Origin of the sequence: Ramlibacter ginsenosidimutans (assembly GCF_016654015.1) — a bacterium.
Classification (GTDB): Bacteria; Pseudomonadota; Gammaproteobacteria; order Burkholderiales; family Burkholderiaceae_C; genus Ramlibacter; species Ramlibacter ginsenosidimutans.
In genome coordinates this window covers 141,815-168,306 of record NZ_JAEPWM010000010.1, presented here as the reverse complement: position 1 = coordinate 168,306, position 26,492 = coordinate 141,815, and the positions used below count along the sequence as shown (strand labels likewise).

At 68.7% G+C, this 26,492-nt stretch carries 22 protein-coding genes, 1 tRNA gene and 1 pseudogene; 11 read left to right on the top strand and 13 right to left on the bottom strand.

Annotation, left to right across the window (positions count from 1 at the left end; all coding sequences use genetic code 11):
• Positions 1 to 90 precede the first annotated feature (90 nt).
• Complete coding sequence (locus JJB11_RS20800) at positions 91 to 1,767, bottom strand: electron transfer flavoprotein-ubiquinone oxidoreductase (protein WP_201176007.1); 1,677 nt, start codon at positions 1,765 to 1,767, stop codon at positions 91 to 93.
• 133 nt (positions 1,768 to 1,900) lie between these two features.
• Here JJB11_RS20800 and JJB11_RS20795 point away from each other — a divergent pair, with 133 nt between their 5' ends.
• The gene (locus JJB11_RS20795) at positions 1,901 to 2,683 is read left to right on the top strand and encodes an SDR family oxidoreductase (RefSeq protein WP_201176005.1); all 783 of its coding nucleotides are present in this window, start codon (positions 1,901 to 1,903) and stop codon (positions 2,681 to 2,683) included.
• Between the two features lie 216 nt (positions 2,684 to 2,899).
• Here JJB11_RS20795 and JJB11_RS20790 read toward each other — a convergent pair whose 3' ends face one another.
• The 3 genes from JJB11_RS20790 to JJB11_RS20780 form a co-directional block, all read right to left on the bottom strand.
• Positions 2,900 to 3,478: a peroxidase-related enzyme gene (locus JJB11_RS20790; RefSeq protein ID WP_201176003.1), complete on the bottom strand. Its 579-nt coding sequence runs from the start codon at positions 3,476 to 3,478 to the stop codon at positions 2,900 to 2,902.
• A gap of 98 nt (positions 3,479 to 3,576) precedes the next feature.
• Complete coding sequence (locus JJB11_RS20785) at positions 3,577 to 4,974, bottom strand: PAS domain S-box protein (RefSeq protein ID WP_201176002.1); 1,398 nt, start codon at positions 4,972 to 4,974, stop codon at positions 3,577 to 3,579.
• 262 nt (positions 4,975 to 5,236) lie between these two features.
• Positions 5,237 to 5,782 carry a LuxR C-terminal-related transcriptional regulator gene (locus tag JJB11_RS20780; protein WP_201176000.1) on the bottom strand — a complete coding sequence of 182 codons (546 nt, stop codon included), beginning with the start codon at positions 5,780 to 5,782 and terminating at the stop codon, positions 5,237 to 5,239.
• A 99-nt stretch (positions 5,783 to 5,881) separates the two neighbouring features.
• Here JJB11_RS20780 and JJB11_RS20775 point away from each other — a divergent pair, with 99 nt between their 5' ends.
• From JJB11_RS20775 to JJB11_RS20760, 4 genes are all read left to right on the top strand, one after another.
• Positions 5,882 to 6,583 carry a 3-oxoacid CoA-transferase subunit A gene (locus JJB11_RS20775; RefSeq protein WP_201175999.1) on the top strand — a complete coding sequence of 234 codons (702 nt, stop codon included), beginning with the start codon at positions 5,882 to 5,884 and terminating at the stop codon, positions 6,581 to 6,583.
• Between the two features lie 90 nt (positions 6,584 to 6,673).
• Entirely contained in the window at positions 6,674 to 7,315 is a 642-nt protein-coding gene (locus JJB11_RS20770) for a CoA transferase subunit B (protein ID WP_201175998.1), read from the top strand.
• Between the two features lie 12 nt (positions 7,316 to 7,327).
• A complete protein-coding gene (locus tag JJB11_RS20765) occupies positions 7,328 to 8,722 on the top strand; it encodes a CoA transferase (RefSeq protein ID WP_201175996.1) in 1,395 nt (464 codons plus the stop codon).
• Positions 8,723 to 8,831: 109 nt separating this feature from the next.
• On the top strand, positions 8,832 to 9,425 hold the full coding sequence (locus JJB11_RS20760; RefSeq protein ID WP_201175991.1) for a hypothetical protein: 594 nt from the start codon (positions 8,832 to 8,834) through the stop codon (positions 9,423 to 9,425).
• Between the two features lies 1 nt (position 9,426).
• On the opposite strand, the gene JJB11_RS20755 is transcribed toward JJB11_RS20760, so the two are convergent.
• Both JJB11_RS20755 and JJB11_RS20750 read right to left on the bottom strand, forming a co-directional pair.
• Positions 9,427 to 9,990 carry a DNA-3-methyladenine glycosylase gene (locus JJB11_RS20755; protein WP_201964991.1) on the bottom strand — a complete coding sequence of 188 codons (564 nt, stop codon included), beginning with the start codon at positions 9,988 to 9,990 and terminating at the stop codon, positions 9,427 to 9,429.
• Positions 9,983 to 11,833 (bottom strand): ABC transporter ATP-binding protein, encoded by a 1,851-nt coding sequence (locus JJB11_RS20750; protein ID WP_201964990.1) that lies wholly within the window; start codon positions 11,831 to 11,833, stop codon positions 9,983 to 9,985. Before JJB11_RS20750 ends, JJB11_RS20755 begins: the two co-directional genes overlap by 8 nt.
• A gap of 135 nt (positions 11,834 to 11,968) precedes the next feature.
• Here JJB11_RS20750 and imuA point away from each other — a divergent pair, with 135 nt between their 5' ends.
• The 4 genes from imuA (at position 11,969) to JJB11_RS20730 (ending at position 18,403) form a co-directional block, all read left to right on the top strand.
• Complete coding sequence (gene imuA / locus JJB11_RS20745) at positions 11,969 to 12,691, top strand: translesion DNA synthesis-associated protein ImuA (protein ID WP_201175988.1); 723 nt, start codon at positions 11,969 to 11,971, stop codon at positions 12,689 to 12,691.
• A complete protein-coding gene (locus tag JJB11_RS20740) occupies positions 12,657 to 13,937 on the top strand; it encodes a Y-family DNA polymerase (protein ID WP_201175982.1) in 1,281 nt (426 codons plus the stop codon). Before imuA ends, JJB11_RS20740 begins: the two co-directional genes overlap by 35 nt.
• A gap of 10 nt (positions 13,938 to 13,947) precedes the next feature.
• On the top strand, positions 13,948 to 17,115 hold the full coding sequence (locus tag JJB11_RS20735; protein ID WP_201175980.1) for an error-prone DNA polymerase: 3,168 nt from the start codon (positions 13,948 to 13,950) through the stop codon (positions 17,113 to 17,115).
• A gap of 73 nt (positions 17,116 to 17,188) precedes the next feature.
• Positions 17,189 to 18,403, top strand: coding sequence for a Bcr/CflA family efflux MFS transporter (locus JJB11_RS20730; protein ID WP_201964989.1), 1,215 nt, complete (start codon positions 17,189 to 17,191; stop codon positions 18,401 to 18,403).
• Between the two features lie 30 nt (positions 18,404 to 18,433).
• Here JJB11_RS20730 and JJB11_RS20725 read toward each other — a convergent pair whose 3' ends face one another.
• Complete coding sequence (locus JJB11_RS20725) at positions 18,434 to 18,925, bottom strand: LEA/WHy family protein (protein WP_201175979.1); 492 nt, start codon at positions 18,923 to 18,925, stop codon at positions 18,434 to 18,436.
• Positions 18,926 to 19,160: 235 nt separating this feature from the next.
• On the opposite strand from JJB11_RS20725, the gene JJB11_RS20720 reads away from it, so the two are divergent.
• Complete coding sequence (locus tag JJB11_RS20720) at positions 19,161 to 19,646, top strand: tetratricopeptide repeat protein (protein ID WP_201175977.1); 486 nt, start codon at positions 19,161 to 19,163, stop codon at positions 19,644 to 19,646.
• Between the two features lie 49 nt (positions 19,647 to 19,695).
• Here JJB11_RS20720 and infA read toward each other — a convergent pair whose 3' ends face one another.
• From infA to JJB11_RS20700, 4 genes and pseudogenes are all read right to left on the bottom strand, one after another.
• On the bottom strand, positions 19,696 to 19,962 hold the full coding sequence (infA, locus tag JJB11_RS20715) for a translation initiation factor IF-1 (RefSeq protein WP_201175970.1): 267 nt from the start codon (positions 19,960 to 19,962) through the stop codon (positions 19,696 to 19,698).
• A gap of 14 nt (positions 19,963 to 19,976) precedes the next feature.
• Positions 19,977 to 20,315 (bottom strand): annotated as a pseudogene (locus JJB11_RS26450) (RNA recognition motif domain-containing protein); the annotation flags it as partial.
• Between the two features lie 215 nt (positions 20,316 to 20,530).
• The gene (locus tag JJB11_RS20705; protein WP_201175966.1) at positions 20,531 to 23,227 is read right to left on the bottom strand and encodes an MGH1-like glycoside hydrolase domain-containing protein; all 2,697 of its coding nucleotides are present in this window, start codon (positions 23,225 to 23,227) and stop codon (positions 20,531 to 20,533) included.
• A 222-nt stretch (positions 23,228 to 23,449) separates the two neighbouring features.
• Positions 23,450 to 24,070, bottom strand: coding sequence for a hypothetical protein (locus JJB11_RS20700; protein ID WP_201175964.1), 621 nt, complete (start codon positions 24,068 to 24,070; stop codon positions 23,450 to 23,452).
• A 169-nt stretch (positions 24,071 to 24,239) separates the two neighbouring features.
• Between JJB11_RS20700 and JJB11_RS20695 the strand changes: the two genes are divergently transcribed.
• Positions 24,240 to 24,313 (top strand) — tRNA-Gly (locus JJB11_RS20695).
• Between the two features lie 86 nt (positions 24,314 to 24,399).
• Here the strand turns inward: JJB11_RS20695 and JJB11_RS20690 are convergent.
• Together JJB11_RS20690 and JJB11_RS20685 are read right to left on the bottom strand one after the other, a co-directional pair.
• The gene (locus tag JJB11_RS20690) at positions 24,400 to 25,281 is read right to left on the bottom strand and encodes a tripartite tricarboxylate transporter substrate-binding protein (protein WP_201964987.1); all 882 of its coding nucleotides are present in this window, start codon (positions 25,279 to 25,281) and stop codon (positions 24,400 to 24,402) included.
• A 116-nt stretch (positions 25,282 to 25,397) separates the two neighbouring features.
• Entirely contained in the window at positions 25,398 to 26,372 is a 975-nt protein-coding gene (locus JJB11_RS20685; RefSeq protein ID WP_201964986.1) for an AraC family transcriptional regulator, read from the bottom strand.
• Positions 26,373 to 26,492: the final 120 nt, after the last annotated feature.

Below are 26,492 nucleotides of genomic sequence, written 5' to 3'. Positions count from 1 at the left end.
GCACTTCGCACGCACAGGGAAAGCTCGGGGAAGACTGAAGGTCCGCTGACGGTTGCGCGTCGTCTTGCCGCGAGGCAGACGACGTAAGCACTACATGTTGGTGTAGTTCGGGCCGCCGCCGCCTTCGGGCGTGACCCACACGATGTTCTGCGTGGGGTCCTTGATGTCGCAGGTCTTGCAGTGCACGCAGTTCTGCGCGTTGATCTGCAGGCGCGCGTTGCCGTTGTCCTCGACGAACTCGTAGACGCCGGCCGGGCAATAGCGCTGCTCGGGGCCCGCGTACTCCGGCAGGTTGACGCGCGTGGGCACCGTCGGGTCCTTCAGCGTCAGGTGCGCCGGCTGGTTCTCCTCGTGGTTCGTGTTCGAGATGAACACCGAGGAGAGCCGGTCGAAGGTGAGCTTGCCGTCCGGCTTCGGATACAGGATCGGCTTGCACTGCGCGGCCGGCTTCAGGTACGTGTAGTCCGGCCGCTCGCGGTGCAGCGTCCACGGGATCGTCCCGCGCAGCACGAACTGCTCGATGCCCGTCATGAAGGTCGCGACCGTGCGGCCCTTCTTGAACCACTGCTTGAAGTTGCGCGCCTTGTTCAGCTCGGTGTACAGCCACGACTTCTCGAAGGCTGCGGGATACGCAGTGAGCTCGTCGTGCTGGCGGCCCGCCTGGACCGCATCGAAGGCCGCGCGCGCCACCAGCATGCCGGTCTTGATGGCCGCGTGGCTGCCCTTGATGCGCGAGGCGTTGAGGAAGCCGGCGTCGTCGCCCACCAGCGCGCCGCCGGGGAACACGAGCTTGGGCAGCGAGAGGATGCCGCCGACCGTCAGGGCGCGGGCGCCGTAGCCCAGCCGCTTGGCCGTGCCGCCCTCGAAATACCAGCGGATGTTCGGGTGCGTCTTGAAGCGCTGGAATTCCTCGAAGGGCGAGAGATACGGGTTGGCGTAGTCCAGGCCGACCACGAAGCCGATGGCGATCTGGTTGTTCTCCATGTGATAGAGGAACGAGCCGCCATAGGTCATCTCGTCGAGCGGCCAGCCCGCGCTGTGCAGCGCCAGGCCCGGCGTGTGCCGCGACGCATCGATCTCCCACACTTCCTTGATGCCGATGCTGTAGCTTTGCGGATCCCGGCCGTCGTCGAGCTTGAAGCGCGGGATCAGCTGCTTGCCCAGGTGGCCGCGCGAACCCTCGGCGAAGATCGTGTACTTCGCGTGCAGCTCCATCCCGAGCTGGAAGTGGTCGGTAGGCTGGCCGTCCTTGCCGATGCCCATGTTGCCGGTGGCCACGCCCTTGACCGAGCCGTCGTCGTTGTAGAGGACTTCGGCGGCGGGGAAGCCGGGGAAGATCTCCACGCCCAGCGCCTCGGCCTGCTGCGCCATCCAGCGCACGACGTTGGCCAGGCTCACGATGTAGTTGCCGTGGTTGCCGAAGTTGGGCGGCAGCAGGAAGTTGGGCACGCGCCTGCCCTTCTTCTCGCCGAGGAACAGGAAGACGTCTTCCGTGACCGGGACGTTGAGCGGCGCGCCTTGTTCCTTCCAGTCGGGGATCAGCTCCGACAGGGCGATCGGGTCCATGATGGCGCCCGACAGGATGTGCGCGCCGGGCTCGGAGCCTTTCTCCAGCACGACGACGGAGAGCTCCTTGCCCGACTCGGCGGCGAGCTGCTTCAGGTGGATCGCGGTCGCGAGTCCGGCCGGACCGCCGCCCACCACCACGACGTCGTACTCCATCGCTTCACGCGGTCCGTACTGGGCCAGGATTTCTTCTTCGGTCATGGAGTCTCGTCGGATAATGGATTGAACGCGCACGCACCGTCGCGCGCCGTGGGGCAGCTTCGCATTCTATTGCGCCACGGCCGCGCTGCGAACCATCGTGCTATCCCCATCCGCATTCTAGAGAGGAGTCCCAGTGGCTTACAGCATCGACTTGTCCGGCCGTGTCGCCTTCGTCACCGGCGCTTCCAGCGGCCTGGGCGCGCAGTTCGCGCGCGTGCTGGCGCGCTCGGGCGCCGCGGTGGTGCTGGCCGCGCGCCGCATGGAGAAGCTGAAGGACCTGCGCGCGCAGATCGAAGGCGAAGGCGGCGATGCGCACGTGGTCACGCTGGACGTGACGGACACCGACAGCATCAAGGCCGCGGTGGCGCACGCCGAAACGGAGATGGGCTCCATCGACATCCTGGTGAACAACTCGGGCGTGAGCACCACGCAGCGCATCCAGGACGTGACGGAGGAAGACTTCGACTACGTGTTCGACACCAACGTGAAGGGCGCCTTCTTCGTCGCGCAGGAAGTGGGCAAGCGCATGCTGGCCCGTGCGCGCGGCGCCGCCCCGGGCAGCTTCACGGGCGGGCACATCATCAACATCGCGTCCGCGGCGGGCCTGCGCGTGCTGCCGCAGATCGGTGTGTATGCCATGAGCAAGGCGACGGTCGTGCACATGACCAAGGCGATGGCGCTGGAGTGGGGCCGCTTCGGCATCAACGTGAACGCGCTGTGCCCCGGCTACATCGACACCGAGATCAACCACCAGCACTGGCAGACCGAGCAGGGTCAGAAGCTGGTGCAGATGCTTCCGCGCAAACGCGTGGGCAAGCCCGAGGACCTGGACGCGGTGCTGCTGATGCTCGCCTCCGACCGCAGCAGCTTCATCAACGGGGCCGTCATCTCGGCGGATGATGGCTTCAGTCTCTAATTAGCGGATGAAGCGACGCGCGTGCCGCAGTGGCTGCGATACGTGCTCGGCCGAATCGGGACAGGTGAACGCAGAGGACGCAGAGGTTACGCAGAGGACGCAAAGAAAATCCTCAGGAGGTCTTCCCTCTCTTTTCCTGTCTTCTCTGCGTCCTCTGCGTAACCTCTGCGCACTCTGCGTTCTCTTCTTCGCGCTCCCACGGCGCTTCGATTCGCCCTACGCCTTCTTCTCCCTCGGCACCCGCCCCATCAGGTAGAACTCGGGGTTGGGCATCATGTTCGAGAAGCTCGCCATGCGGTTCGACAGGCCGAAGAAGGCCGTGATCGCCGCGATGTCCCAGATGTCCTCGTCGTCGAAGCCGTGCGGATGCAGCGCCTCGAAGTCGGCGTCGGCGATTTCGTGCGAGCGCAGGCAGACCTTCATCGCGAAATCCAGCATCGCGCGCTGCCGCGGCGTGATGTCGGCCTTGCGGTAGTTCACGGCCACCTGGTCCGCCACCAGCGGCTTCTTCTCGTAGATGCGCAGGATCGCGCCATGCGCCACCACGCAATACAGGCACTGGTTCGCCGCGCTCGTGGCGGTGACGATCATTTCGCGCTCGCCCTTGGTGAGCGAGCCCGTCTCCTTGAGCATCAACGCGTCGTGATACGCAAAGAAGGCGCGCCATTCGGCCGGGCGCCGCGCGAGCGCAAGGAAGACGTTCGGCACGAAGCCGCTCTTCTCCTGCACTTCCAGGATGCGCTGGCGCATGTCTTCCGGGAGGTCGTTCAGCTCGGGCATCGGGTAGCGGTTCATCGTGGTCTCCTACGTCAGGTGCAAGCGTAGCACCGCGCTCGATGCGTTCCGCACGGGGGCCGAGGTGATCGAAGCGACGTGAAGCGCGCGGCCCGCGCTCACGCGTCGGGCAAGGGGCGCAGCACCGCCGTGTAGAGCCGCCCGTCCTCGCCTTGCGTCACCGAGATCGACGCTTCCGCGCGGAAGCTGCGGCCGTCCGTGCGCAAGCCCTCGACCACCCGGTTCGGCGCCATCTTGCGCGCCTCCTCCAGTCCGATGTGTTCGCGCAGCTCGCGGTGCCGGGCGCGCTCGCCGGGCGCGAGCAACTGCTCCACTTCCATGCCGATCGCCTCCTCTTCGGGCAGCCGGAACATGGCCTCGGCTGCGCGGTTGAACAGGACGATGCGCCCGTTGTGGTCGGCGACGACGATCCCGTCGATGGACGTGTCGAGTACGCTGCGCATCCGCTGCTCGATGCGCCGGTGGGCGCTGGCCGCGTCCTCCGCCACGGTGTTGGCATGCAGCAGCGCCTGGCCGAGCTGGTGCGCCTCCTGGAACGCGGGCCGCGACAGGTCGAGGGGCGCGTGGTGGACGGCGGCGCGAACCGCCCCACCCAGCGCCTCCATGGAGGCGCCGAGCCTGCGTGCCAGCCGCCACGCCATCCACAGCGTGAGCAGGAGCACTGCGGCCGTCCCGGACAGCAGCACGGCGGTGGAGCGCAGCAGAGGCGCCCGGAGCTCCTCGCGCGGCATGCCGATCACCACAGACCAGCCTGACCGATCCGAGCGGCTGAAGGCGGAAACCACCGGCACGCCATCGACGGTCACGCTGCGCACCGCATCTTCCGGCCTCTCCGCGATGCGTTCGAGCAGCTCAGTCCGCGCGGTCGTGCCGAGGTAGCGTTCGTGCTCGCGGGTCCGCGCCACGATGTGGCCCGAGCGGTCCAGCACCGCCGCGACCCACGAGGGCGGCAGCTTCTGGCGCAACAACACCTCCCGCAGCCACCGCGGGTCCAGGTCCACCTGGAGCGTGCGGCCTTGCGGCAGCGGCAGCAGGATGCCCGTGGCGTACTGGCCGGTGATCGGCGAGCGGAACAGGTCCAGCACCGTCGCTCGCTGCGGGGCAGGCGGCAGCAGCGCGCGCGGCTGCGTGGACAGCGGCTGGCCCGACGGCGTGCGAGTGTTCACGAGCTCCGTCCCGTTCGCGTCGACCAGCAGCACGCCCTGGACGCGCTGCGTGCGCGAGAACACCTGCGCCTCCTCGAACAGCTTGCCGAGGTCGCCGACCGCCAGCGCCGGCGAACTCGCCAGCCCCTGCAGCGAGTTCTGCATGCCCTCGAAGCGGTCGTCCACGTCCGTCATGAGCGCACGCGCGGTGCCGACCGCGGTCTGTTCGACCTGGTCGCGCTCGCGCTGGTATTCATAGGCGACCAGGGCCAGCGCCAGCCCGGTGATGGGCAGCACGCATCCGAGGATGATCACGGCCAGCAACTGGCGGAAGGTCGGCAGGGGGCGCATCGGATCCGTTGCTTGGGTCGCGAACGTGTCGCGACATTCGTCACTCGAGATCAGACTGCAACGCGGCGGCGCGCAGTTCATTGCGCTGGATCAATTCGCGCGCGACGGCGACGGGCCCTCGTAGGCTGGCGGTGAGCACCGCGAACCCCAGCGATGCAGAGTAGCGCAGCGAGCTGGGGTTCGCCTAAGGCTCACCACCAGCCTACGGTTCCTGTTCAACCGCAGTCCCCGGGATGGCGTCGTCGGGCTGCCGGGCCGCCGCTCAGCCGCCGGCCATCAGCTTGTGCACGAGGTCGCCGGTGGTGTTCGCGCGGTACTTGCGCATCAGCCGCGCCCGGTAGATCTCCACCGTGCGATGGCTGATCTCCAGCGCCTTGCCGATCTCCTTGGAGGTCAGGCCTTCGAGCAGGCGCGCCGCCACCTCGCGTTCGCGCGGCGTGAGTTCCGCCTTCACGGGTCGCTGCGCGCTCAGGTCCTCGAACGCCCAGATGCCGGCCTCGTGCGGCGCCTGCCGGTTGACGGCGCGGCCGCTCACATGGCACCAGAACAGGTCGCCGTTGGCGCGTTTCATGATCCGGTCATCCGCGTAGCGGCCCTTGGCGTTCAGGATCGGGATCATCCGCTGCCCCAGCCGCTCGTATTCCTCCGCACTGGGATAGAGCACCCGGAAGGACTGGCCCCGCAGCAGCTCGCGCGACCAGCCGAACATCTCGCAAAGCTGGCCGTTGCAGTCCACAATCACCCGGTTGCGCGACAGGCAGAGCCCCACGGGGGCCTGTTCGAAGGCAAGCCGGTAATCGAGGTCCATGGGGGCTATTCTCTAGGGAGAACTACGTAACGTCCTAGGTAGTATCGTAGCCTCGTCCGGGCCGCCCCTGCGGCCCCGCTCTTCCTGCAGGAGAACCGTGTGAAGAAGATCTTTCCCAGTGCGGCGGCGGCGCTCGACGGCGTCGTGCGCAGCGGCCAGCTGCTCGCCGTCGGCGGGTTCGGCCTGTGCGGCATTCCCGAGGCGCTGATCGAGGCGCTCAAGCAGACCGGGGTCAAGGACCTGACGGTCATCTCCAACAACGCCGGCGTCGACGGCTTCGGCCTCGGCAAGCTGCTGGAGACGCGCCAGATCAGCAAGATGATCTCCTCCTACGTGGGCGAGAACAAGGAGTTCGAGCGCCAGTACCTGGCGGGCGAGCTGCAGCTGGAATTCACGCCGCAGGGCACGCTGGCCGAGAAGCTGCGCGCGGGCGGCGCCGGCATCCCGGCCTTCTTCACCAAGACCGGCGTCGGCACGATGGTCGCGGAAGGCAAGGAGCTGCGCGAGTTCGACGGCGAGACCTACGTCATGGAGCGCTCGCTGGTGCCCGACGTCGCGCTGGTGAAGGCCGACGTGGCCGACATGAGCGGCAACCTGCGCTTCAACCTTACGGCGCGCAACTTCAACCCGGCCTGTGCGATGGCCGGCAAGGTCTGCATCGTCGAGGTCGAGCGCATCGTCGCGACCGGCGAGCTGGCGCCCGACGACATCCACCTGCCCGGCATCTACGTGCACCGCATCGTGCTCAATGCGTCGCCGGAAAAGCGGATCGAGAAGCTGACGACCCGCCCGCGAAAATAATTGACTGGGGACAGATCTTCAGCTCTGTCCCCTCTGATTGAGCTGGGGACAGATCTTCAGCTCTGTCCCCTCTGAATAGGAGAGACGAACATGCCCTGGACCCAAGACCAGATGGCCGCGCGTGCGGCCCAGGAACTGCAGGACGGCTTCTACGTGAACCTCGGCATCGGCATCCCGACGCTGGTGGCCAACCACGTCCCCGACCACGTCGAGGTGTGGCTGCAAAGCGAGAACGGCATGCTGGGCATCGGCCCCTTTCCGTACGAGGACGAGGTCGACGCCGACCTGATCAACGCCGGCAAGCAGACCGTCACCACGATGAAGGGCTCGTCGATCTTCGGCAGCCACGACAGCTTCGCGATGATCCGCGGCGGCAAGATCAACCTGTCCATCCTGGGCGCCATGCAGGTGAGCGAGCATGGCGACCTCGCCAACTGGATGATCCCCGGCAAGATGGTCAAGGGCATGGGCGGCGCGATGGACCTCGTGGCCGGCGTGCCGCGCGTGATCGTGCTGATGGAGCACGTGGCGAAGAAGAAGGACGGCACCGAGGACCTCAAGATCCTGCCCAAGTGCACGCTGCCGCTCACCGGCGTGGGCGTGGTGGACCGCATCATCACCGACCTCGGCGTGTTCGACGTGACGCCGCAAGGGCTGAAGGTGGTCGAGCTGGCCGAAGGCGTCACCTTCGACTTCGTGCAGTCGAAGACCGGCGTCACGCTCAAGCGCTGATCCGGTCGCGCCGTGGACGCGCAGGCGGTCCTCGCCTCACTGTGGCAGCTCGCCGGGCTGCCGCGGGACGCCCTGGAGTGCGCGGCGCTCACCGGCGGCGATCCCGTTTATCCCTCGTCCTTCCGCATTGCGACGGCCGCCCAGGCCAGCATCGCGGCGGCGGCCCTCGCGGCCTGCGAGCTGGGGCACGCGCGCGGCACGCCACGCCAGTCGGTCGGCGTGGATGCGACCCACGCGGCCGTGGAATGCCAGGGCTGGTTCAGCATCGACGGCCGCGTGCCGCCGCAGTGGGACCCGTTCTCCGGCCTCTATCGCGCGCGGGACGGCTGGGTGCGCGTGCACGCGAACTTCAAGCACCACCGCGACGGCGCCTTGCGCCTGCTCGGGCTGGATCCGGCGACGGCGGAGCGCCCTGACGCCGAGCGCGCCATGCTTTCCTGGGACGCGATCGCCTTCGAGACCGCTGCAGCGGAGCAGGGCCTGGTGGCGGCAGCGCTGCGCAGCTTCGAGCAGTGGGACGCGAGCGAAGCCGGCCGCGCGATCGCGGCGCAGCCGCTCTTCACGATCACACGCGTCGGGGACGCAGAGCCCCGGGCGCTGCCGCCGCTAGCCGAGACGCAGCGCCCGCTGGAAGGCGTGCGCGTCCTCGACCTCACGCGCATCCTCGCCGGTCCGGTGGGCGGCCGCACGCTCGCTGCCTACGGCGCCGACGTCATGCTGGTGAATGCGCCGCACCTGCCCAACATCGATTCCATCGCCGACACCAGCCGCGGCAAGCGCTCCGTCCTCCTCGACCTGCGCAGCCCCGACGACCGCGCGGCGATGGACACGCTGCTGCAGGACGCGCATGTGTTCGTGCAGGGCTACCGGCCGGGCGCCTTGCAGCAACTGGGCTACGGGCCCGAGGCGCTGGCGCAGCGGCGGCCCGGCATCGTCGCCGTCTCGCTCTGCGCGTACGGGCCGCAAGGGCCGTGGAGCGGGCGGCGCGGCTTCGATTCCCTGGTGCAGACCGCCACCGGCTTCAACCTGGCGGAGGCGCAAGCCGCAGGGGATCCCGGCAAACCTCGGGCCTTGCCCATGCAGATGCTCGACCAGGCAACCGGCTGCCTGATCGCCTTCGCGGCCGCCGCCGCCTTGTGGCGCCAGCAGCGCGAAGGCGGCAGCTGGCACGTGCAGGTGTCGCTGGCGCAGACGGGGCACTGGCTGCGCGGCCTTGGCCGCGTGGCCGACGGCTTCTCGGTGCAGCCGCCCGCGCGGGAACCTTTCCTGGAGACGCAGCCCTCCGCCTGGGGTGCGCTGCGCTCGGTGCGCCACAGCGCCCAACTCGGCCGCACACCTGCGCACTGGAGCCGGCCGTCGGAGCGACCGGGCGATTCGCCCGCCCGCTGGTCGGATTCCCGCCCGTAGCGGAACGCCGCTGACACGCGTGACCGGCTTCGCCTACAACGGACGGGGCTTGGCAGGCTCATCATCACGCCATCAGAATGCGTCGTCGTGCACGGCGGAAGGAAACTTCATGAATGCGAAACTGCTCGTTCTCTGCGGACTGATGCTGGCCGGGTCCCAGGCCATGGCCTGCTACACCGTCTATGACGGCAACAACCGCGTGATCTACCGCGGGCTGAACGCGCCCGTGGACATGAGCCTGTCGCTGCACGAGGCGCTCGCGGCCCGGTTCCCGGCCGGGGCCAGCCTGGTGTTCGACCAGGCGCCGACCTGCACGCCGGTGAGCATCGCGCAGGTGGCGCGCCCGAGCGGCCCGATGGTCCCGGTCAACACCATCCGCATGGAACGCACCGGCCGCCAGATCTCGCCGACGAGCGAGGCGCCCCTGTTCACGGACCGCAAGACGGCCGAGAGCCAGAACCTGCCGCACACCACCGTCGCGGGCGACATCGTGATGGTCCCGCCCGGCGCCGCGGCGCGCGTGCAGATGTCCTCCTACACCCTGATTCCCGCGCAGGCGACGGTGGCCCGCGCTGCCGGCGTGAACACGGCGGCGATGGGCGCAGGGCCGACGCCGCCCGCCAACCAGACGGTGATCACCGAGATGCGCAACCCGCCGGTCACGATCATCCAGCGCGGCGGCGACGTCTCGCTGCAGCGCTGAATCAGAACGGGCGGCTCACGAAGCGTGAGCCCGCCATCCCGAAGCGCCAGGGCACGTCCGCGGCCTTGCTGATGCCGATGCGCGGGCCGACCACCACCTCGTAGTCACGATCGGCCGCCCGCACCTCGAACGGCGCCTGGTCCAGGCGATGGCCGTTGAAGTCGTGCACGATCGCCAGCGCCTGGCCCACCCGGCCCGGCCCCGAGCACAGCAGGCGCGGCTCATGCAGTCCGCGTCGCTCGCACATCACGTCCATGCCTTCCAGTGGCTCCAGCGCGCGGATCAGCACGCCGGCGCCGTGGCCTTCTTCCCGGCACACGAAGTTCAGGCACCAGTGGATGCCGTACGAGCGATAGACATAGGCGCGGCCGGGCGGCCCGAACATCACGCGGTTGCGCGGCGTCGGCCCCGAGTAGCTGTGCGAGGCCGGGTCCTCGCGGTCATAGGCTTCGGTCTCGACGATGCGCCCGCCCACGCCGTCGACCAGCAGCACGGCGCCGATCAGCGCGCGCGCCACATCGGGTGCATCGCCGGCGAAATCCGCCGGCCGCAGTTTTCTAGGCAAGCGCTTCCTCCTCCGCGCTGCTCTCGCCGAGGAAGCCGCCGCTCTGGTGCTGCCACAGGCTCGCGTACAGGCCGCCTTGCGCCAGCAGTTCGCGGTGCGTGCCCTGCTCGACGATGCGGCCTTCATCCATCACCACCAGCCGGTCGAGCGCGGCGATGGTGGAGAGGCGGTGCGCGATGGCGATCACGGTCTTGCCCTGCATCAGTTCTTCCAGGCTGGCCTGGATCGCCGCTTCCACTTCGGAGTCGAGCGCGCTGGTCGCTTCGTCCAGCAGCAGGATGGGCGCGTCCTTGAGCATCACGCGCGCGATCGCGACACGCTGGCGTTGTCCGCCCGAGAGCTTCACGCCCCGCTCGCCCACGTGCGCTTCGTAGCCGCTGCGGCCCTGCGGGTCGGTGAGCTTGCGGATGAATTCGTCGGCCTGCGCGCGCCGGGCGGCCAGCACCATCTCCTCTTCGCTGGCGGTGGGCCGGCCGTAGAGGATGTTGTCGTGCACGGAACGGTGCAGCAGCGAGGTGTCCTGCGTGACCATGCCGATGTTGGCGCGCAGGCTGTCCTGCGTCACGTGCGCGATGTCCTGGCCGTCGATCAGGATGCGGCCGCCCTCGATGTCATAGAAGCGCAGCAGCAGGTTCACCAGCGTGGACTTGCCCGCGCCGGAGCGGCCGATCAGCCCCACCTTCTCGCCCGGACGCACCACCAGCGTGAAGTCGTCGATGATCGGCTGCGGCTTGCCGTAGCCGAAGCGCACGTGCTCGAAGCGCACCTCGCCGCGCTGCACCTGCAGCGGCTGCGCGTCGGGCGCATCCAGCACCTGGCGCGGCCGGGTCAGCGTGACGATGCCGTCCTGGATGGTGCCGATGTTCTCGAACAGGGACGCCATCTCCCACATGATCCAGTGCGACATGCCGCTCACGCGCAGCGTCATCGCGGTGACGGCGGCGACCGCGCCGGCCGTGACCTGTCCCTGCGTCCACAGCCAGACGGAAAAGCCGCAGGCGCCGACGATGAGCGACACCACCAGCGTGTGGTTGACGATCTCGAAGCTGCTCACCAGCCGCATCTGCTGGTAGCCCGAGTTCATGAACTCGGTCATGGCCTGGCGCGCGAAGCCGGCTTCGCGCTGCGTGTGCGAGAACAGCTTGACGGTGGAGATGTTGGTGTAGGCGTCGGTGATGCGGCCGGTCATCATCGCGCGCGCGTCCGCCTGCTTCTTGCCGATGCGCGCGAGCCGCGGCACGAAATACACGCACGAGGTGCCATAGGCCGCCAGCCAGATGAGGAAGGGCAGCATCAGCTGGGTGTCGAAGCTGCCGGCCAGCGCGATGATGGTGATGAAGTAGACGCCGATGGCGATCACCACCTCGATCACGGTGAACAGCGTCTCGCGCACCGCCAGCGCCGTCTGCATCACCTTGGTCGTGATGCGGCCGGCGAACTCGTCCGAATAGAAGCTCAGGCTCTGGCCCAGCATCATGCGGTGGAAGATCCAGCGCAGCCGCAGCGTGAAGTTGATGGCCAGCGTCTGGTGCTTGAAGAAGGTGTGGAAGCCGACCAGCGCGATGCTGGAGAACAGGAACAGCGCGAAGGCGAGCATGGTCCCGCGTTCCTGCTGCCACAGCAGTTCGGGTTTCGCATGCGTGAGCCAGTCCACCACATGCCCGAGCACGGCGAACAGCCACGCCTCCCAGCCGGAAATGGCCGCGCTCAGCACGGCCAGCAGCAGCAGATAGACCCGCGAGCCTTCCGTGCACGCCCACACGAAGGGGAAGAAGGACTTGGGCAGCTCCCCGGGCTCGGCCTCGGGGTAGGGATGCAACAGTTTTTCGAAGAGCCGGTACAACGAAGGACTCCATGGAGGTCGCGCCGACGCGGCCGACCGGGAGGTTTTAACGGAATCGGCGGGCGTCCGGGGCAGGCCGGAAGGGCTTGCCACCGGGACCCCGGCGAGTTACTGTATAAATCACCAGGACCCGCCATGAAGCCTCTCGCCACGCCGCTTTCCCAACTGCCCCACGTCTGGCGGGGCAGGGAACTGGCGTCGGCGCAGGAGCAGGTGCTGCCCACGGGACACGGCGTGCTCGATGGCCATCTTCCCGGCGGCGGCTGGCCCCTGGGCAACCTGGTGGAGGTGCTGCAGCAGGATGCCTCGCGGCACGTCTGGCAACTCCTCGGCCCGGCCCTGGCAAGCGCGGTGAAGCAGGGCGATCCCGCCTTGCTGGTGCATCCACCATACCAGCCTTTCGGTCCCAGCCTGCGGGCGCAGGGCATTGCCCCCGAGCGCATGTTGTGCGTGCACGCGGACAGCATGCGGGCGCGCCTGTGGGCCGCGGAGCAGGCCTTGCGCTGCGCCGACGTGAGCGCGGTGCTGGCCTGGATCCCGCAGGCACGCAGCGAGGACCTGCGCCGCCTGCACCTCACGGCCCAGGGCGGCCAGAAGCTGCTGGTGGTGTTCCGTCCGGCCAGCGCGCGCGAGCAGTCGTCGCCCGCGCGGCTGCGCTTGCTGGTGCAGGGCACCGACCAGCTGGAGGTCGTGCTGCTGAAGCGGCGTGGTCCTCCCTTGCTGCAGCCGCTGGTGCTGCGCTCGCAGACGCCGCTGCTCTCCTCGTTGCTGGCCGCCCGTTCCGCGCGCCGCGCCGGCACGCCCCTTCCCACCCCCGGATCGCATGTACTGGATCGCACTCCAAGCCTCGCCGGATGACGATGCGACGGCCTGGGGATGGCGCTGCCTGCAGTTCACCCCCCGGGTCGCCTTCGTCGACGAAGCCCTGTTGCTGGAGGTGGGCGCTTCCGAGCGCCTGTTCGGCGGCCGCAAGCGCTTGCTGCGCCGGCTGCTGAAGGAAAGCGGCCTGCGCTCCATTCCCTGGGCCACGGGGCCGACCGGCCTGGTCGCTCTGTCCCTGCTGCGCCTGCAACGCGAAGGGCGGATGCTGCCCGAGTGCATCCCCGAAGGCTTGCCGCTGGCGACGTTCACTGCCGCACGACCCCACGTGGCGACGTTGGAACGCATCGGCGTGACCACGCTGGGCCAGTTGAGCGCACTGCCCCGTGCCGGTGTCGCGCGCCGTTTCGGCAAGGACCTGCTCGATGCGATCGACCAGGCCGTGGGCCAGCGGGCCGAGCGCTACGACTGGATGGCGCTGCCCGCCGCGTTCGACCAGGACCAGGAGCTGCCCATGCTGGCGACCTCCGCGCCGGAACTGCTGATGTGCGCCGGGCATCTCCTCGGCCGCCTGCAGGCCTGGCTGCAGGCCCGCAACCGCGGCGTGCTGGCGCTGGAGCTGGAGTGGACGCTGGACCTGAAGCGCCTGGACGGCAAGCTGCTGCCGCCCACCGAGAAGCTCACGCTGCGCACGGCGCAGGCCACGCAGGACTTGCGGCACCTGCGCCGCCTCGCGTCCGAGCAACTGTCCCGCGCGACGATCTCCGCGCCGGCCAATCACTTGCGGCTGCGCACGATCGAGACCGTGCCCTGGGGCGGCGCCACCACCAGCCTCCTGCCGGAAGACCAGAAGCCCGGCGAGAAGCTGCACGAGCTGCTGGAGCGCCTGAGCGTGCGCCTGGGCGAGCAGAACGTGACCTGCCTGCGCGAGCGGCAGGACCACCGGCCCGAGTCCATGCAGGAATGGGTGCCGGCGCTCTCGGCGAGTGCGTCACCCGTCGACGCGAAGGAAAACGAGGATGCGCTGTCGCCGCCCTGGTTGCTGAACGCGCCGCTGAAGCTGCAGGTGAAAGGCGAGCAGGCCTGGTACCAGGGCAAGCTGCAGTTGCTCACGCGCGCGCGCCGCGTCGAAGCCGCCTGGTGGGATCCGCAAGCGCAGGCGCCCGTGCTGCGCGACTACTTCGTCGCCCGCAGCGAAAAGGCCGGCCTGCTGTGGATCTACCGTGAGCGCCTGAGCGCCGAGCAGGACCAGCCGCAATGGTTCCTGCACGGCCTCTACGCCTGAAGGAGCCCGCATGTCCTGGTTGCCCGAATATGCGGAGCTGCATTGCCTCTCCAGCTTCAGTTTCCAGCGGGGTGCCTCGCATCCGCAGGAACTGGTGCGGCGCGCCAGCGAGCTCGGTTATGCGGCGCTCGCCATCACCGACGAATGCTCGGTCGCGGGCGTGGTGCGCGCGCATGCCGAGGCGCGCAAGCTGAAACTCAAGTTGCTGCTCGGATCGGAGTTCGCGCTCGACGGCTTCCGGCTGGTGGCCCTGGCGCGCAACGTCACGGGCTGGGGCAACCTGTGCGAGTTCATCAGCAACGCGCGGCGCGAAGCCGGCAAGGGCGAGTACGCCTGCTCGCGCGCGGCGAGCGACTTCGGCTTGCTGCAGGACTGCGAAATCCTGATCGCGCCGGCGCCCGGCTTGCCGCTGGAGGACTTGTGCGAGCGCCTGCGATGGGCCAACGGCTGGTTCTCCGGCCGGCTCTGGCTGGCCGTCGAACTGCTGCTGCAAGGCGCGGACGATCTCTGGCTGCAGACCCTGCAGCGCGCGGAGGAGCTCACCGGCGTGCCGCTGGTGGCGGCCGGCGACGTGCACATGCACGCGCGCTCGCGCAAGCCGCTGCAGGACGTGATGACCGCAGTGCGACTGGGCAAGCCCGTCTCCGACTGCGGCTTCGCGCTGCAAGGCAATGCCGAACGCCACCTGCGCCATCGCATGCGCCTGGCCTCGCTCTATCCGCCCGAGCTGCTGGAGCGCACGATAGCCGTCGCGGACCGCTGCACCTTCTCGCTGGAGGAGGTGAAGTACCAGTACCCGCTGGAAACCGTGCCCGCCGGGCTCACGCCGCGCCAGGCGCTGCGCCGCTTCACCATCGAAGGCGCGCGCCAGCGCTATCCCGGCGGCGCGCCGTGGGCCGTGCGCAAGCAGCTGCTGCGCGAGCTGGACCTGATCTCCGACTGCGCCTACGAGATGTACTTCCTGACGGTGCACGACATCGTGAGGTTCGCGCGCGGCGTGGGCATCCTGTGCCAGGGCCGGGGCTCAGCGGCCAATTCGGCCGTGTGCTACTGCCTGGGCATCACGGCGGTCGACCCGATGCGCTCGGACCTGCTGTTCGAGCGCTTCATCAGCCGCGAGCGCAGGGAGCCGCCGGACATCGACGTCGACTTCGAGCACGAACGGCGCGAGGAGGTGATCCAGTACATCTACCGCAAGTACGGGCGCGAGCGCTCCGCCATCGCGGCGGTGGTCGCCACGTACCGCACGCGCAGCGCCATCCGCGACGTCGGCAAGGCGCTCGGCATCGCCGACCGGCTGGTCGATGCCTTCGCCAAGGACCACTTCTGGTTCGACGAACGTGGCCTGCGCGCGCAGAAGGTCGGCGAGCTCGCGGCGCAGCTGCAGGTGGACGCCTGCGAAAAATCGCTCGCGCTGTGGATGGAGCTCTCCGAGGAGCTGATGGGGTTCCCGCGCCACCTGTCGCAGCACGTCGGCGGCTTCGTGCTCACGCAAGGCAAGCTCACGCGCCTCGTGCCCGTGGAGAACGCGGCGATGAAGGACCGCTCGGTGATCCAGTGGGACAAGGACGACCTCGACGAGATGGGGCTGCTGAAGGTGGACGTGCTGGCGCTGGGCATCCTCACGGCCATCCGCCGCTGCCTGGACTTCGTCGCGCAGCGGCGCGGCCGGCCTTTCGCGCTCACCGACATTCCCGACAAGGACAGTGCCACCTACGACATGATCTGCCGCGCCGACACCGTGGGCGTGTTCCAGATCGAGAGCCGCGCGCAGATGTCCATGCTGCCGCGCCTGCTGCCGCGCGTGTTCTACGACCTGGTGATCGAGGTCGCCATCGTGCGGCCCGGGCCCATCCAGGGCGGCATGATCCACCCGTACCTGAAGGCGCGCGATCGCCTGCGCCGCGGCGAGAGCATCGCGTACGAGAGCGAAGCGCTGCGCCCGGCGCTGGAGCGCACGCTGGGCATCCCCATCTTCCAGGAGCAGGTGATGCAGATCTCGATGATCGCCGCCGGCTTCTCCGCCGACGAGGCCGACCAGCTGCGCCGCTCGATGGCCGCGTGGAAGCGCCATGGCGGCGTCCACAAGTTCCAGGACCGCCTGATCGACGGCATGCTCGCCAACGGCTACCGGCGCGAATTCGCCGAAGGCATCTTCCGGCAGATCCTGGGCTTCGGCGAATACGGCTTCCCCGAAAGCCACGCCTACAGCTTCGGGCTGCTCGCCTACGACTCCAGCTGGCTCAAGTGCCACGAGCCCGAAGCCTTCCTCGCCGCCATGCTCAACTCGCAACCCATGGGCTTCTACGCTCCTGCGCAGTTGATCCAGGACGCGCAGCGCCACGACGTGAAGGTGCTGCCCGCGGACGTGTGCTTCTCCGACTGGGACTGCACTCTCGATTTCCAATTGGGGTCAGATTCCAATTCTTCCCCCGTTGAACCTCACTCCGATCGCCCACCCGTGCGCCTCGGCCTGCGCATGGTGGGATCGCTCGGCGAAGCTTCGGGCCAGCGCATCGTGCAAGCCCGCGCCGACCAGCCCTTCACCAGCGTGGAGGACCTCGCCTTGCGCGCACAGCTCGCCCGCGACGACCTCGATGCGCTCGCCGCCGCCGATGCCTTGCGCTCGCTCGCCGGCCACCGCCGCCAGCAGGTGTGGGAGGCCACTGCGCAGCAGAAGTCTGCCGGCCTGCTGCAGCAGGCGCCGATCAACGAGCTTCCGCTCGAACTGCCGCAGGCCCACGAAGGCGAGGAGATCTTCTTCGACTACGCCTCGCTCGGCTTCACCCTGCGCCGCCATCCCGTGGCCTTGATCCGCCAGAAGCTCGCGCGCATGAAGCTGATGAGCGCGCAGCAACTCGACGAGCTGCCGCACAACCGGCGCGCGGGCGCCTGCGGCATCGTCACCGTGCGCCAGCAGCCGCAGACGGCCAACGGCACGATCTTCGTGACGCTCGAGGACGAGACCGGCCCCGTGAACGTGATCGTGTGGAAGCACGTGCGCGAACGCCAGCGCGACGCGCTGCTGCATTCGCGCCTCATGGCCGTGCGCGGCGTGTGGCAGCGCGACGTGGACAGCGGCGGCAACGTGCGCCACCTCATCGCCGAACAGCTGCAGGACCTCACGCCCTTGCTCGGACGCCTCGGCCGCATCGGTTCCAGCCGCGATTTCCACTGAGTCCCCGAGCGCGGCGGCGGAAGTCTTTCGTTCGCGCGCGGCCCGCACGCACCACGGTCCCTACAATGACGGCGTGACTTCCCCCGGCCACGGCGACTCGAACGGCCGCGCCGCTCCGCCCCTCTGGCTGCTGGTGCTCATCACCCTGAGCGGCACCATGGCCATGCACATGTTCGTGCCCGCGCTGCCCGCCGCGGCACGCGGCCTCGGCACCACCGCGGGCGAGATGCAGATGGCCATCAGCATCTACATCACCGGCCTGGCGCTCGGGCAACTGTTCTACGGACCGCTGTCCGACGCGCTCGGCCGCCGCCCCATGCTGATCGTGGGGCTCTCGCTGTATGCGGTGGGCAGCGTCGCCGCCGGTGTGGCGCCGGGCCTGCGCACCTTGCTCGCGGCGCGGCTGGTGCAGGCCCTCGGTGGCTGCGCCGGGCTCGCGCTCGGCCGCGCCATCGTGCGCGACACCACGCACGCCGACTCCGCCGTGCGCCAGTTGGCCCTGTTGAACCTGATGATCCTGATCGGCCCCGGCCTCGCCCCCATGGTCGGCGGCGCGCTGTCCGCGAGCTTCGGCTGGCGCTCGATCTTCCTGCTGCTGGCCGTCGGCGGCGCGATCACGCTCTGGTTCACCTGGCGCCTGCTGCCCGAAACCTGGGCGCCCAGCGGCCGCCTGGGCGTGAAGCCGCTGCTGCGCGACTACCGCGAGCTGCTGTCGTCGCCGCGCTTCACCGGCTTCGCGCTGGGCGGCGGATCGGCGACCACGTGCGTGTATGCCTTCCTCGCCGCGGTGCCCTTCATCTTCGTGAACGAGCTGCACCAGCCCGTGCAGCTGGTCGGCCTCTATGCGGGACTGATGGTGCTGGGCATGGCGGTCGGCAACGCCCTCACGAGCCGGCTGTCACGCACGATCCCGGCGGGGCGCCTGGTGCGGATCGGGAACACCTTGAGCCTGGCCGCCGCGATCGTGCTGCTGGCCATCGTGCTGCTCGGGCGCCTGGACGTGATGAACACGATCGGCGTCATGCTGTTCTTCACCTGCGGCTCCGGCATGACCAGCCCCGCGGCGCTGGCGAAGGCCATCAGCGTGGAGCCGCGCCTGGTGGGCGCCGCCGCGGGCCTCTATGGGTGCGCGCAGATGGGCATCGGCGCCATTTGCACCGCGCTCGCCGCACTGGGGCACGACCCGGCGCTGTCCGCACTGACGGTGATGGTGACGGCGACGGCGCTGTCGCAGGTCGCGTTCACGGTGGCGCTGCGCAGCGAGCGCCTGGCGCCGGCCGCCGCCTGAGACGCGCGCCCGGCGCGCCGACCCCGAATCTCAAACGGGCGGGACGCTCCGTTGCACGTCGTTCTGCGCGCCCAGCCCGCCCGTCATATCCACCTGTCCACGCGACTCGAAGCGCATCGCACCCCAGCCCGTGCCCAGCTTGCCGCGCATTGCGTACTCGATGCTGGGCGACCCTTTGCCCAGGATGAAGTCGAGAACGGTGCGCGCCACGCTCACGGCCGACAGGCTCACCGGCAAGTCCAGCACTGCCTCGCCGTACGCGGGCAGCGTGCCGCTGGCGTTGCTCACGCCGGAAGCAACGGCATTGCCTTGCAGAGTGAGTTCGACGGACACGCCGTTGAAGGGGACGTCTTGCGCGTTCGGGTTCTGCACGCGCAGCTTCGCCAGGAAGCGCAGCTCGAGTCCTTCGCTCGGCAGCGGCTCCAGGCCGGCGAGCTGCACCCGCAGGGGATCAAGCGCCGAGAGCGAAGCGCAGCCGGCCAGCAACAGCAAGGGCAGGGCGGACAAGGCGCGTCGGCGCATCGTGGTGATCCTCGCGACCGGCGCCAGCCGGCGGGTGTCGATGCAGTGTACGCACGCAGGCGCATCGCGCAATCGCGCGGCTGCCGCCGGCGAACCGGGCCAAGCCGGCGGCGGACCCCAATGAACGCCGCGCGGGACGCGTTTATTCCTTGCCCCTCGCCGCCTGGTGGGGATGGATGCGCGGCGGCGGAGGCAGGACTAAGCTCCCCTGCCCATCCCGCACGAGGAGCTTTCCATGAAGCATCACCTGGTCGCGATTGCCTGCGGCTTCGTCCTGGCCTGGCCCGTCGCCGCGCTGGCGGCCGGCGGCGGCGGGGACGAAGCGCCTCCGTCGGCCCGCAGCAAGGACCCTGACTACGCAGCCGGCATGGCCGCGGTGAAGAGCAAGGACTGGAATCAGGTGGTCGCGCGCATGGGCACGTATACGCAGCGCGAGCCCAACGACGCCGACGCCTGGAACGAACTCGGTCATGCGCAGCGCCGCCTGGGCCACATGCAGCCAGCGTTCGATGCGTACGGCAAGGCCCTGAAGATCGATCCGAAGCACCGCGGCGCGCACGAGTACCTGGGCGAGGCCTACCTGCAGGTCGGCGACCTGTCCAAGGCGGAGCAGGAACTCAAGACGCTGGACAAGCTGTGCTTTCTGCCTTGCGAGGAATACACGGACCTCAAGCGCAGCGTCGAGGAGTACCGGAAGGGCAAGCAGGCGAAGGCCTCCTGAGCTAGGCCGCGCCGCGCCATAAAAAAAGCCCCGCAAGCGGGGCTTCTCTTCAGCGACGCACGGGTGGCCGTGAGCCGGGCGTGAACGGCCTGCGCTCAGGCAGGTGGCGGAACATGATCCGCCCCTTCGTGAGGTCGTAGGGCGACAGTTCCAGCGTCACGTCATCACCCGCGATGATGCGGATGCGGTGTTTCTTCATCTTGCCGCCGGTATAGGCCACGAGCTCGTGGCCGTTGGACAGCTTCACACGGCATCGGGAGTCGGGGAGGATTTCCTCCACGCGCCCGCGCATCTCGATGAGTTCTTCCTTGGCCATCAGTAGCGGCGTTGTCCGCCGCCGTTGCCGCCACCGAAGCCACCGCCGTTGCCGCCGTTGCCGCCACCACCGTAGCCGCCGCCGCCACCGCCGCCAGTGCGGGGCTCCATCGGACGGGCTTCATTGACCACGAGGCCGCGGCCACCGTGTTCCTGGCCGTTCATGCCGGCGATCGCGGCTTGCGCCTCGGCCGGGTTGCTCATTTCGACGAAGCCGAAGCCCTTGGAGCGGCCGGTGTCGCGCTCCATCATGACCTTGGCGGATTGAACGGTGCCGAACTGGCCGAAGGCCTGTTCCATGTCGCTGTCGCGGAAAGAATAGGGCAGATTGCCCACGTAAAGTTTGTTGCCCAAGAGGACTCCATGGTGTGGTTGTAGCGATGGAGTCCGGACGCAATCACAAACGCATGGGAGTGGATTCGAAAAGGCAAACTGACCGATCATCGCAAAAAATGTCAGAGCCGCTATCGGCCCTGACGCACCAGCATTATGTTCCTAATCGGCCAAGAGCGTATGACGGACGGCCGAATGGCCTTCGTGGGGCGGCAGCCGGCTCTGCGGCCAGGGGCTCACGCGCGCCGCGATGCCTCGGTCCGCGAGGCCTGGAGCAAGCTCTTCTCGCGTCCGCTGCCGAGCCACCCCTCGGCGGTGTTCGTGGCGAACAGGTCCATGATGCGCGCCACCACCCCCGTCCAGCCGGTCTGGTGGCTGGCCCCCAGGCCCGCGCCGTTGTCGCCGTGGAAATATTCGTAGAAAAGCACCAAGTCGCGCCAGTGCGGGTCCTCCTGGAACTTGCGCGCGCCGCCGTAGACAGGCCGGCGGCCGTCCGCATCGCGCAGGAAGATGCTGCACAGGCGCCGCCCCAGCTCCTCGGCCACCTGGTACAGCGTCATGCGGTGCCCCGAGCCGGTCGGGCATTCGACGGTGAACTCGTCGCCGTAGTAGCGGTAGTACTGCAGCAGCGCGCGGATGATCAGCGCGTTCACCGGCATCCACACCGGCCCGCGCCAGTTGGAATTGCCGCCGAACATGCCGCTGTCCGATTCGGCGGGCAGGTAGCCCACGCGGTATTCCTGGCCGCCGGCGTGCAGCACGAACGGATGCGCCTCGTGGTGGCGTGACAGCGAGCGGATGCCGCACGGCCCGAAGAACTCGTTCTCGTCCAGCATGCGCGCCAGCATGCGCCGCAGCTTGCCTTCGTCCAGCAGCGACGCCATGCGGCGGCCGGCGTACCCCTGCTTTTTCGGATCATGGATGAAGGCCGCCAGCGCCGGGCGCACGCGCAGTCCTTGCGCGACGCGTTCGGCCAGTTCGGGATGCGCCGCCATCAGCTTGCCGTCGTACACCGTCACGGCGCACAGCGGCAGCAGGCCCACCATCGAGCGCACCTTCAGGCGCTCGGCCCGGCCGTCCGGCAGCCGCAGCACGTCGTAGAAGAACCCGTCCTCCTCGTCCCACATGCCCGCGCCTTCGCCGGCATGCATCATGGACGCGCCGATCAACAGGAAGTGCTGCAGGTACTTCACGGCCATGTCGGCATGCGCGGGGCGGGCGAGCGCGAGCTCGACGGCCATTTCCAGCATGCCCTGGCAGAACAGCGCCATCCACGCGGTCCCGTCCGCCTGTTCCAGGTAGCCCCCGGTCGGCAGCGGCGAGCTGCGGTCGAACACGCCGATGTTGTCCAGGCCCAGGAAGCCGCCCTCGAACACGTTGCTGCCGGTGCGGTCCTTGCGGTTCACCCACCACGTGAAGTTCAGCGACAGCTTGCTGAACATGCGTTCCAGCCAGTCCAGGTCGGCCTCGCCGCGGCGGGCCTGCAGGCCGTAGGTGAACATCGTCGCCCACGCGTGCACGGGCGGGTTCACGTCGCCGAAGTTCCATTCGTACGCGGGGATCTGGCCGCTCGGGTGCAGGTACTGCGCACGCAGCATCAGGTCCAGCTGCTGCTTGCCGAAGTCCTCGTCGACCAGCGTCAGGGCCAGCACGTGGAACGCGAGGTCCCACGCGGCGTACCACGGGTACTCCCACTTGTCCGGCATCGAGATCACGTCCGCATTGACCATGTGCCCCCACTGCTCGTTGCGCTGCAGCTTGCCGCGGTGCTCGAACGGGCGCGCGCCGCGTTCCTCGAGCCAGCGCTCCACGTCGTAGTGGTAGAACTGCTTGCCCCACAGCATGCCCGCGAGCGCCTGGCGCATCACGTTGCGCTGGTCGTCGTTGAGCGACTTCGGCAGCGTCTCTGCGTAGAAGGCGTCGGCCTCGCGCTGGCGAGCCCGCATCGTCGCGGTGAAATCCTTGAACGCATTGGCGGCCGGGCCCTCGTGCAGCCGCAGGCGCAGCGTCGCCGTCTGCCCGGGGCCGACGCTCAGGCGATAGTGCGCCGCCGCCTTGGTGCCGACCTGCTGCGGATTGACCGCGTCCGCGCGCCCCTGCACCACGTACGCGTGGATGCCGTCCTTCACGTAGGGCGTCGTGTTGGGCGTACCGAACAGGCGCTCGCTGTTGGTCTCGTTCTCCGTGAACAGCAAGTCCGGCGCACCTTCGCATTCGAGCGTGAACGTGCCGAGCGCAGGATGGCTCGCGAACACGGCGCCCGGTCCGGTGGCGCGCAGCAGGGGCCGATGCGTGTCGGCGTCGGTGGACCAGGTGTTGCGGAACCACAGCGTGGGCAGCACGTGCAGGTCGGCGGCGTCCGGGCCGCGGTTGCACACCGTCACCTGCATCAGGAGGTCCTGCGGCGCCGCCTTCGCGTACTCGACGAACACGTCGAAGTAGCGGTCCTGGTCGAACACGCCCGTGTCGAGCAGCTCGTATTCGAAGCCGCCTCGGCCGCGCGCACGGTTGGTCTGCACCAGGTCCTCGTACGGATAGGCAGCGTGCGGGTACTTGTACAGGTACTTCATGTACGAGTGCGTCGGCGTCGAGTCGAGGTAGAAGTAGTACTCCTTCACGTCCTCGCCGTGGTTGCCCTCGCTGTTGGTCAACCCGAACATCCGCTCCTTGAGGATGGGGTCGCGGCCGTTCCAGAGCGCGAGCGCGAGGCACAGGCGCTGCTGGTCGTCGGACACGCCCGCCAGCCCGTCCTCGCCCCAGCGATAGGCGCGTGAGCGCGCCTGGTCGTGGCTGAAGTAGTCCCAGGCGTTGCCGCTCGCGCTGTAGTCCTCGCGCACGGTGCCCCACTGCCGCTCGCTGAGATAAGGGCCCCACTTGCGCCACGGCATCACGGCTTCCCGTGCCTGGCGCAGTCGTTCCTGTTCGGCGTTCATCGCATGCTCCTCGAGCCGGAAGACTCCGATGTACCCGAGGGCCGCAGGAGGAACCATCGGACCATGGTCCCACGTGCCCGGAGCCTGCTCTTCGGTGCCCGCGGGTCAGCCAGTACGCAAGACTGCGATCAGGGAGGCGGGGCGGACGAGGCGAGAGAGTCAGCTACGCTGTGCGCCAGGGCAGCAAGAGCGTCGTACAGGCGCAGTCCTGCACGCCCGCACTCAGGCGGCGGAGGGCTGCTTCCTGCCGCGGCGGCGTGCGACGAACCCGGCACCGCCCAGGGCGGAAGCGAACAGCAATGCAGCACCTGGCAGCGGGGTGGCGAGGACCTGCGGCCCGACGAATGCGCGGTAGTTGCTGATGCTGGCCGTGGGCATTCCAGCCAGCGTGAAGGTGCTGGTGGCCAGGCTCCAGTGGAAGATCAGCTCGCCGTTACCGAGGTGGATGGCCAGGTAGTCGAACGGCGTGGTCGCGGTGAAGGTGCTCGTCGGAACGCCGTTGAGCGTCGCGTTCTTCGCGGTCGCTTTCACGCAGGAACCCGTCGAGACGTTGTCGCAATAGGCCACGGTGCTCAAGCTGCCCGCAAGCAGCCCATAGCGGTTTTCCACCACCGTCTCGAGGGCGGAGGGGCTTTGCGGCGTGAGATTTGCGTTGTAGTACCAGACCTGGTCGTCCAGGTACAAGGCGGGGGTGGCGCTGAGGTTGTAGGTCTTCGACTTGTACGTGAGGGTGAAAGCACCATCCACGTCGTCGACGTCATACCAGGTGCCGACGGTCCCGGCGTGTGCCAGCCCAGCGAACGCCGCAGCGGCAAGCAGGAGGCATCTTGTGCGGGTCAGCATGCGGGGCACTTTATCGATGAGGTTCAGGGGTGCCAATGACCCGATGGGACTAACGAGAGCTGGATGCCGAGGCGCCTCCGAGACGCGGCGGCCAACATCCAACGCTTCTTGAGGAGGGCGCACAGTCAGTCCTCCGTTCGTCCATCCGGTTAGAATCCGCCGCTGAACCGCGGGCGTCGTTCAATGGCAGGACCTGAGCTTCCCAAGCTCAAGACGTGGGTTCGATTCCCATCGCCCGCTCCACGGTGACCGCGCCGCCCCGGCGCTTCCTCGTCACCCATCCCCCATACGCTACCCAGACCGCGCGCGAGCCACTGCCGCTCCCGCCGTCACTGCGGCTTGAAGTCGATCGACTGCAGGATCCGCGCCTGCAGCGCCGACGCTTCCCGCACGTCGCGTGCAAGTTCGGCCGCGGTCAGCGGCAACCCGGGGTCCAGGCCGAACTCCTTGAGCCGGGCTTGTGTCGTCGGCTGCTCCAGGAACTGGAGCACCGCACTGCGCACGGTGTCTTGCACCGCATCGGGAACGCCGGGCCGCGCCCAGAGCGCGAACCAGCTGGTGTCCGCCAGCTGGGGATAGCCCGATTCGGTGAACGTGGGCACGTCCGGCAGGACGTCCGAGCGCGTGGGAGCATTGATTGCGAACGCGCGGACCTGGCCGGAGGCGATCGCGGGCAGGAGGACGGGAGGCGCTTCGATCATGAGCGGAACGTGGCCGCCCAGGAGGTCCTTCAGCGCGGGAGCAGCACCCTGGTACGCCACGAAGGGCAGATCGACGCCGGCCAGCTTCGCGAACTGCAGGCCCAGGGTGTGCGAACGCAGCCCGAAACCCACGGCCGCAAAGTGCAGTTCTCCCGGATGCGCCTTCGCATCGGCAACGAGCTCGGCGAGCGTGCGCGCGGGCAGCCGCGAGCTGCCCACCAGCAGCAATCCCGCGCGCGCCAGTTGCACGAACGGGCGCAGGTCCGTCGCCGGGTCGAAGCGCACCTTCATGGCCAACGGAACTTCGGTCGCGATGCCGCGCTGTATCATCAGGAAGGTGTGGCCGTCGGCGGGCGCCGTCAGCAGGTCCTGCACGGCAATCACTCCGCTGGCGCCGGGCTTGTAGTCGACGATGACGGGAGCGGCCAGCCTCCTTGCGAGGTCGTCGACCAGCAGGCGGGCGATGATGTCCGCAACGCCCCCTGGAGGCGCCGCGATGACGATACGCACGGGCTTGGCCGGCCATCCCGCAGCGCGCGCAGGGGAAATGGACGGCAGCGCCGAAGCAAGTGCCAGGAGCAAGGCCGAGCGCCTGCTCGTCGCGTGCAGGTCGAGGGAGAGATGCCTCACTTGCCTGCCTCGCTTCGCCACTGCCGCGGGGACGCGCCGAACCGGGCGCCGAACCAGCGGGTGAATGCGCTGGCGTCGGAGAACCCGAGCAACGTCGCCACCTGTCCCACGGGATAGCGAGCATCGGCGAGGTAGCGGCGCGCGAGCGCGCTGCGGCAGTCGTTGAGCAGGGCGGAGAAGTCCGTGCCTTCCTCCGACAGGCGACGCTGCAGCGTGCGGGCGGTCGTCCCCATTTGCAGCGCGACCTGCTCGACCGCGCACCGACCTTGCGGCAGCAGCAGCTCCAGGCTTCGCCGGACGGCGAGCGTCGTCGGTGCGCGGGTGCCGGCCGGCTGCAGGTCCAGGAACTCCCTCGCGTAGCGTGCCAGGTTGACGTCGCCAAAAGGATTGGGATGGTCCAGGTCCGCCGTGTGCACGACCACCCCGTCGAAGTCGCATCCGAATTCCACGTTGCACCCGAACACGCGCCGGTGCAGCGTGAGGTCCGACGGCGCGCTGTGGGCGAAGCGAACCTCGCGCGGATGCCACCCCTGGCCCAGGAACCAGTGCAGCAGCGCCATCAGCGAAGCCACCGTGAGCTCCACCGCCGTCCCCGGCGCCTTGCCGCGGTCCGAACGCACGTCCATCTGGATGACTGCCAGCACGCCGGCTTCCTGGATGCGGATCGTGATCGTCTGGCTGCGCAGGTGGCGATAGCGCTCGAACTCGCCGAAGGCATGGCGCAAGGTCGGCAGGTGCTCCAGGAGCAGGGCCAGGGGGCCGAAGTCCGACATGCGCCAGGACGCGCCCACCAGCAGGCCCACGCCGGCAAAGCCCGTGCGCCGCTGCGTGGCATCCAGCACGTTGGTCAGGCAGTCCTGGGGGACGAACAGGTCCGCGGCGACCATGCACTGCGGGTCGACCCCGACGTGTCGGAAGATTTGCGCGGCATCGACTTGCACCACCGGCGCTGCGGCCGCGAACTTGACCAATGGTGCACTTCGAATGAGGTTGGCCACGAGCCATGGTACCCAAAAGGATGGCATTTGACATACGACGCCAGCAAATTGGCCGATCGCGCCATGCATGCGTGCCTTGCCGCGGCACTCCGT

Coding starts and splice junctions, on each gene's coding strand:
- JJB11_RS20790 (WP_201176003.1), bottom strand. CDS start 3,478: ATGAACCGCTACCCGATGCCCGAGCTGAACGACCTCCCGGAAGACATG.
- JJB11_RS20720 (WP_201175977.1), top strand. CDS start 19,161: ATGAAGCATCACCTGGTCGCGATTGCCTGCGGCTTCGTCCTGGCCTGG.
- JJB11_RS20785 (WP_201176002.1), bottom strand. CDS start 4,974: ATGCGCCCCCTGCCGACCTTCCGCCAGTTGCTGGCCGTGATCATCCTC.
- JJB11_RS20705 (WP_201175966.1), bottom strand. CDS start 23,227: ATGAACGCCGAACAGGAACGACTGCGCCAGGCACGGGAAGCCGTGATG.
- JJB11_RS20735 (WP_201175980.1), top strand. CDS start 13,948: ATGTCCTGGTTGCCCGAATATGCGGAGCTGCATTGCCTCTCCAGCTTC.
- imuA (WP_201175988.1), top strand. CDS start 11,969: ATGAAGCCTCTCGCCACGCCGCTTTCCCAACTGCCCCACGTCTGGCGG.
- JJB11_RS20800 (WP_201176007.1), bottom strand. CDS start 1,767: ATGACCGAAGAAGAAATCCTGGCCCAGTACGGACCGCGTGAAGCGATG.
- JJB11_RS20725 (WP_201175979.1), bottom strand. CDS start 18,925: ATGCGCCGACGCGCCTTGTCCGCCCTGCCCTTGCTGTTGCTGGCCGGC.
- JJB11_RS20740 (WP_201175982.1), top strand. CDS start 12,657: ATGTACTGGATCGCACTCCAAGCCTCGCCGGATGACGATGCGACGGCC.
- JJB11_RS20700 (WP_201175964.1), bottom strand. CDS start 24,070: ATGCTGACCCGCACAAGATGCCTCCTGCTTGCCGCTGCGGCGTTCGCT.
- infA (WP_201175970.1), bottom strand. CDS start 19,962: ATGGCCAAGGAAGAACTCATCGAGATGCGCGGGCGCGTGGAGGAAATC.
- JJB11_RS20760 (WP_201175991.1), top strand. CDS start 8,832: ATGAATGCGAAACTGCTCGTTCTCTGCGGACTGATGCTGGCCGGGTCC.
- JJB11_RS20770 (WP_201175998.1), top strand. CDS start 6,674: ATGCCCTGGACCCAAGACCAGATGGCCGCGCGTGCGGCCCAGGAACTG.
- JJB11_RS20780 (WP_201176000.1), bottom strand. CDS start 5,782: ATGGACCTCGATTACCGGCTTGCCTTCGAACAGGCCCCCGTGGGGCTC.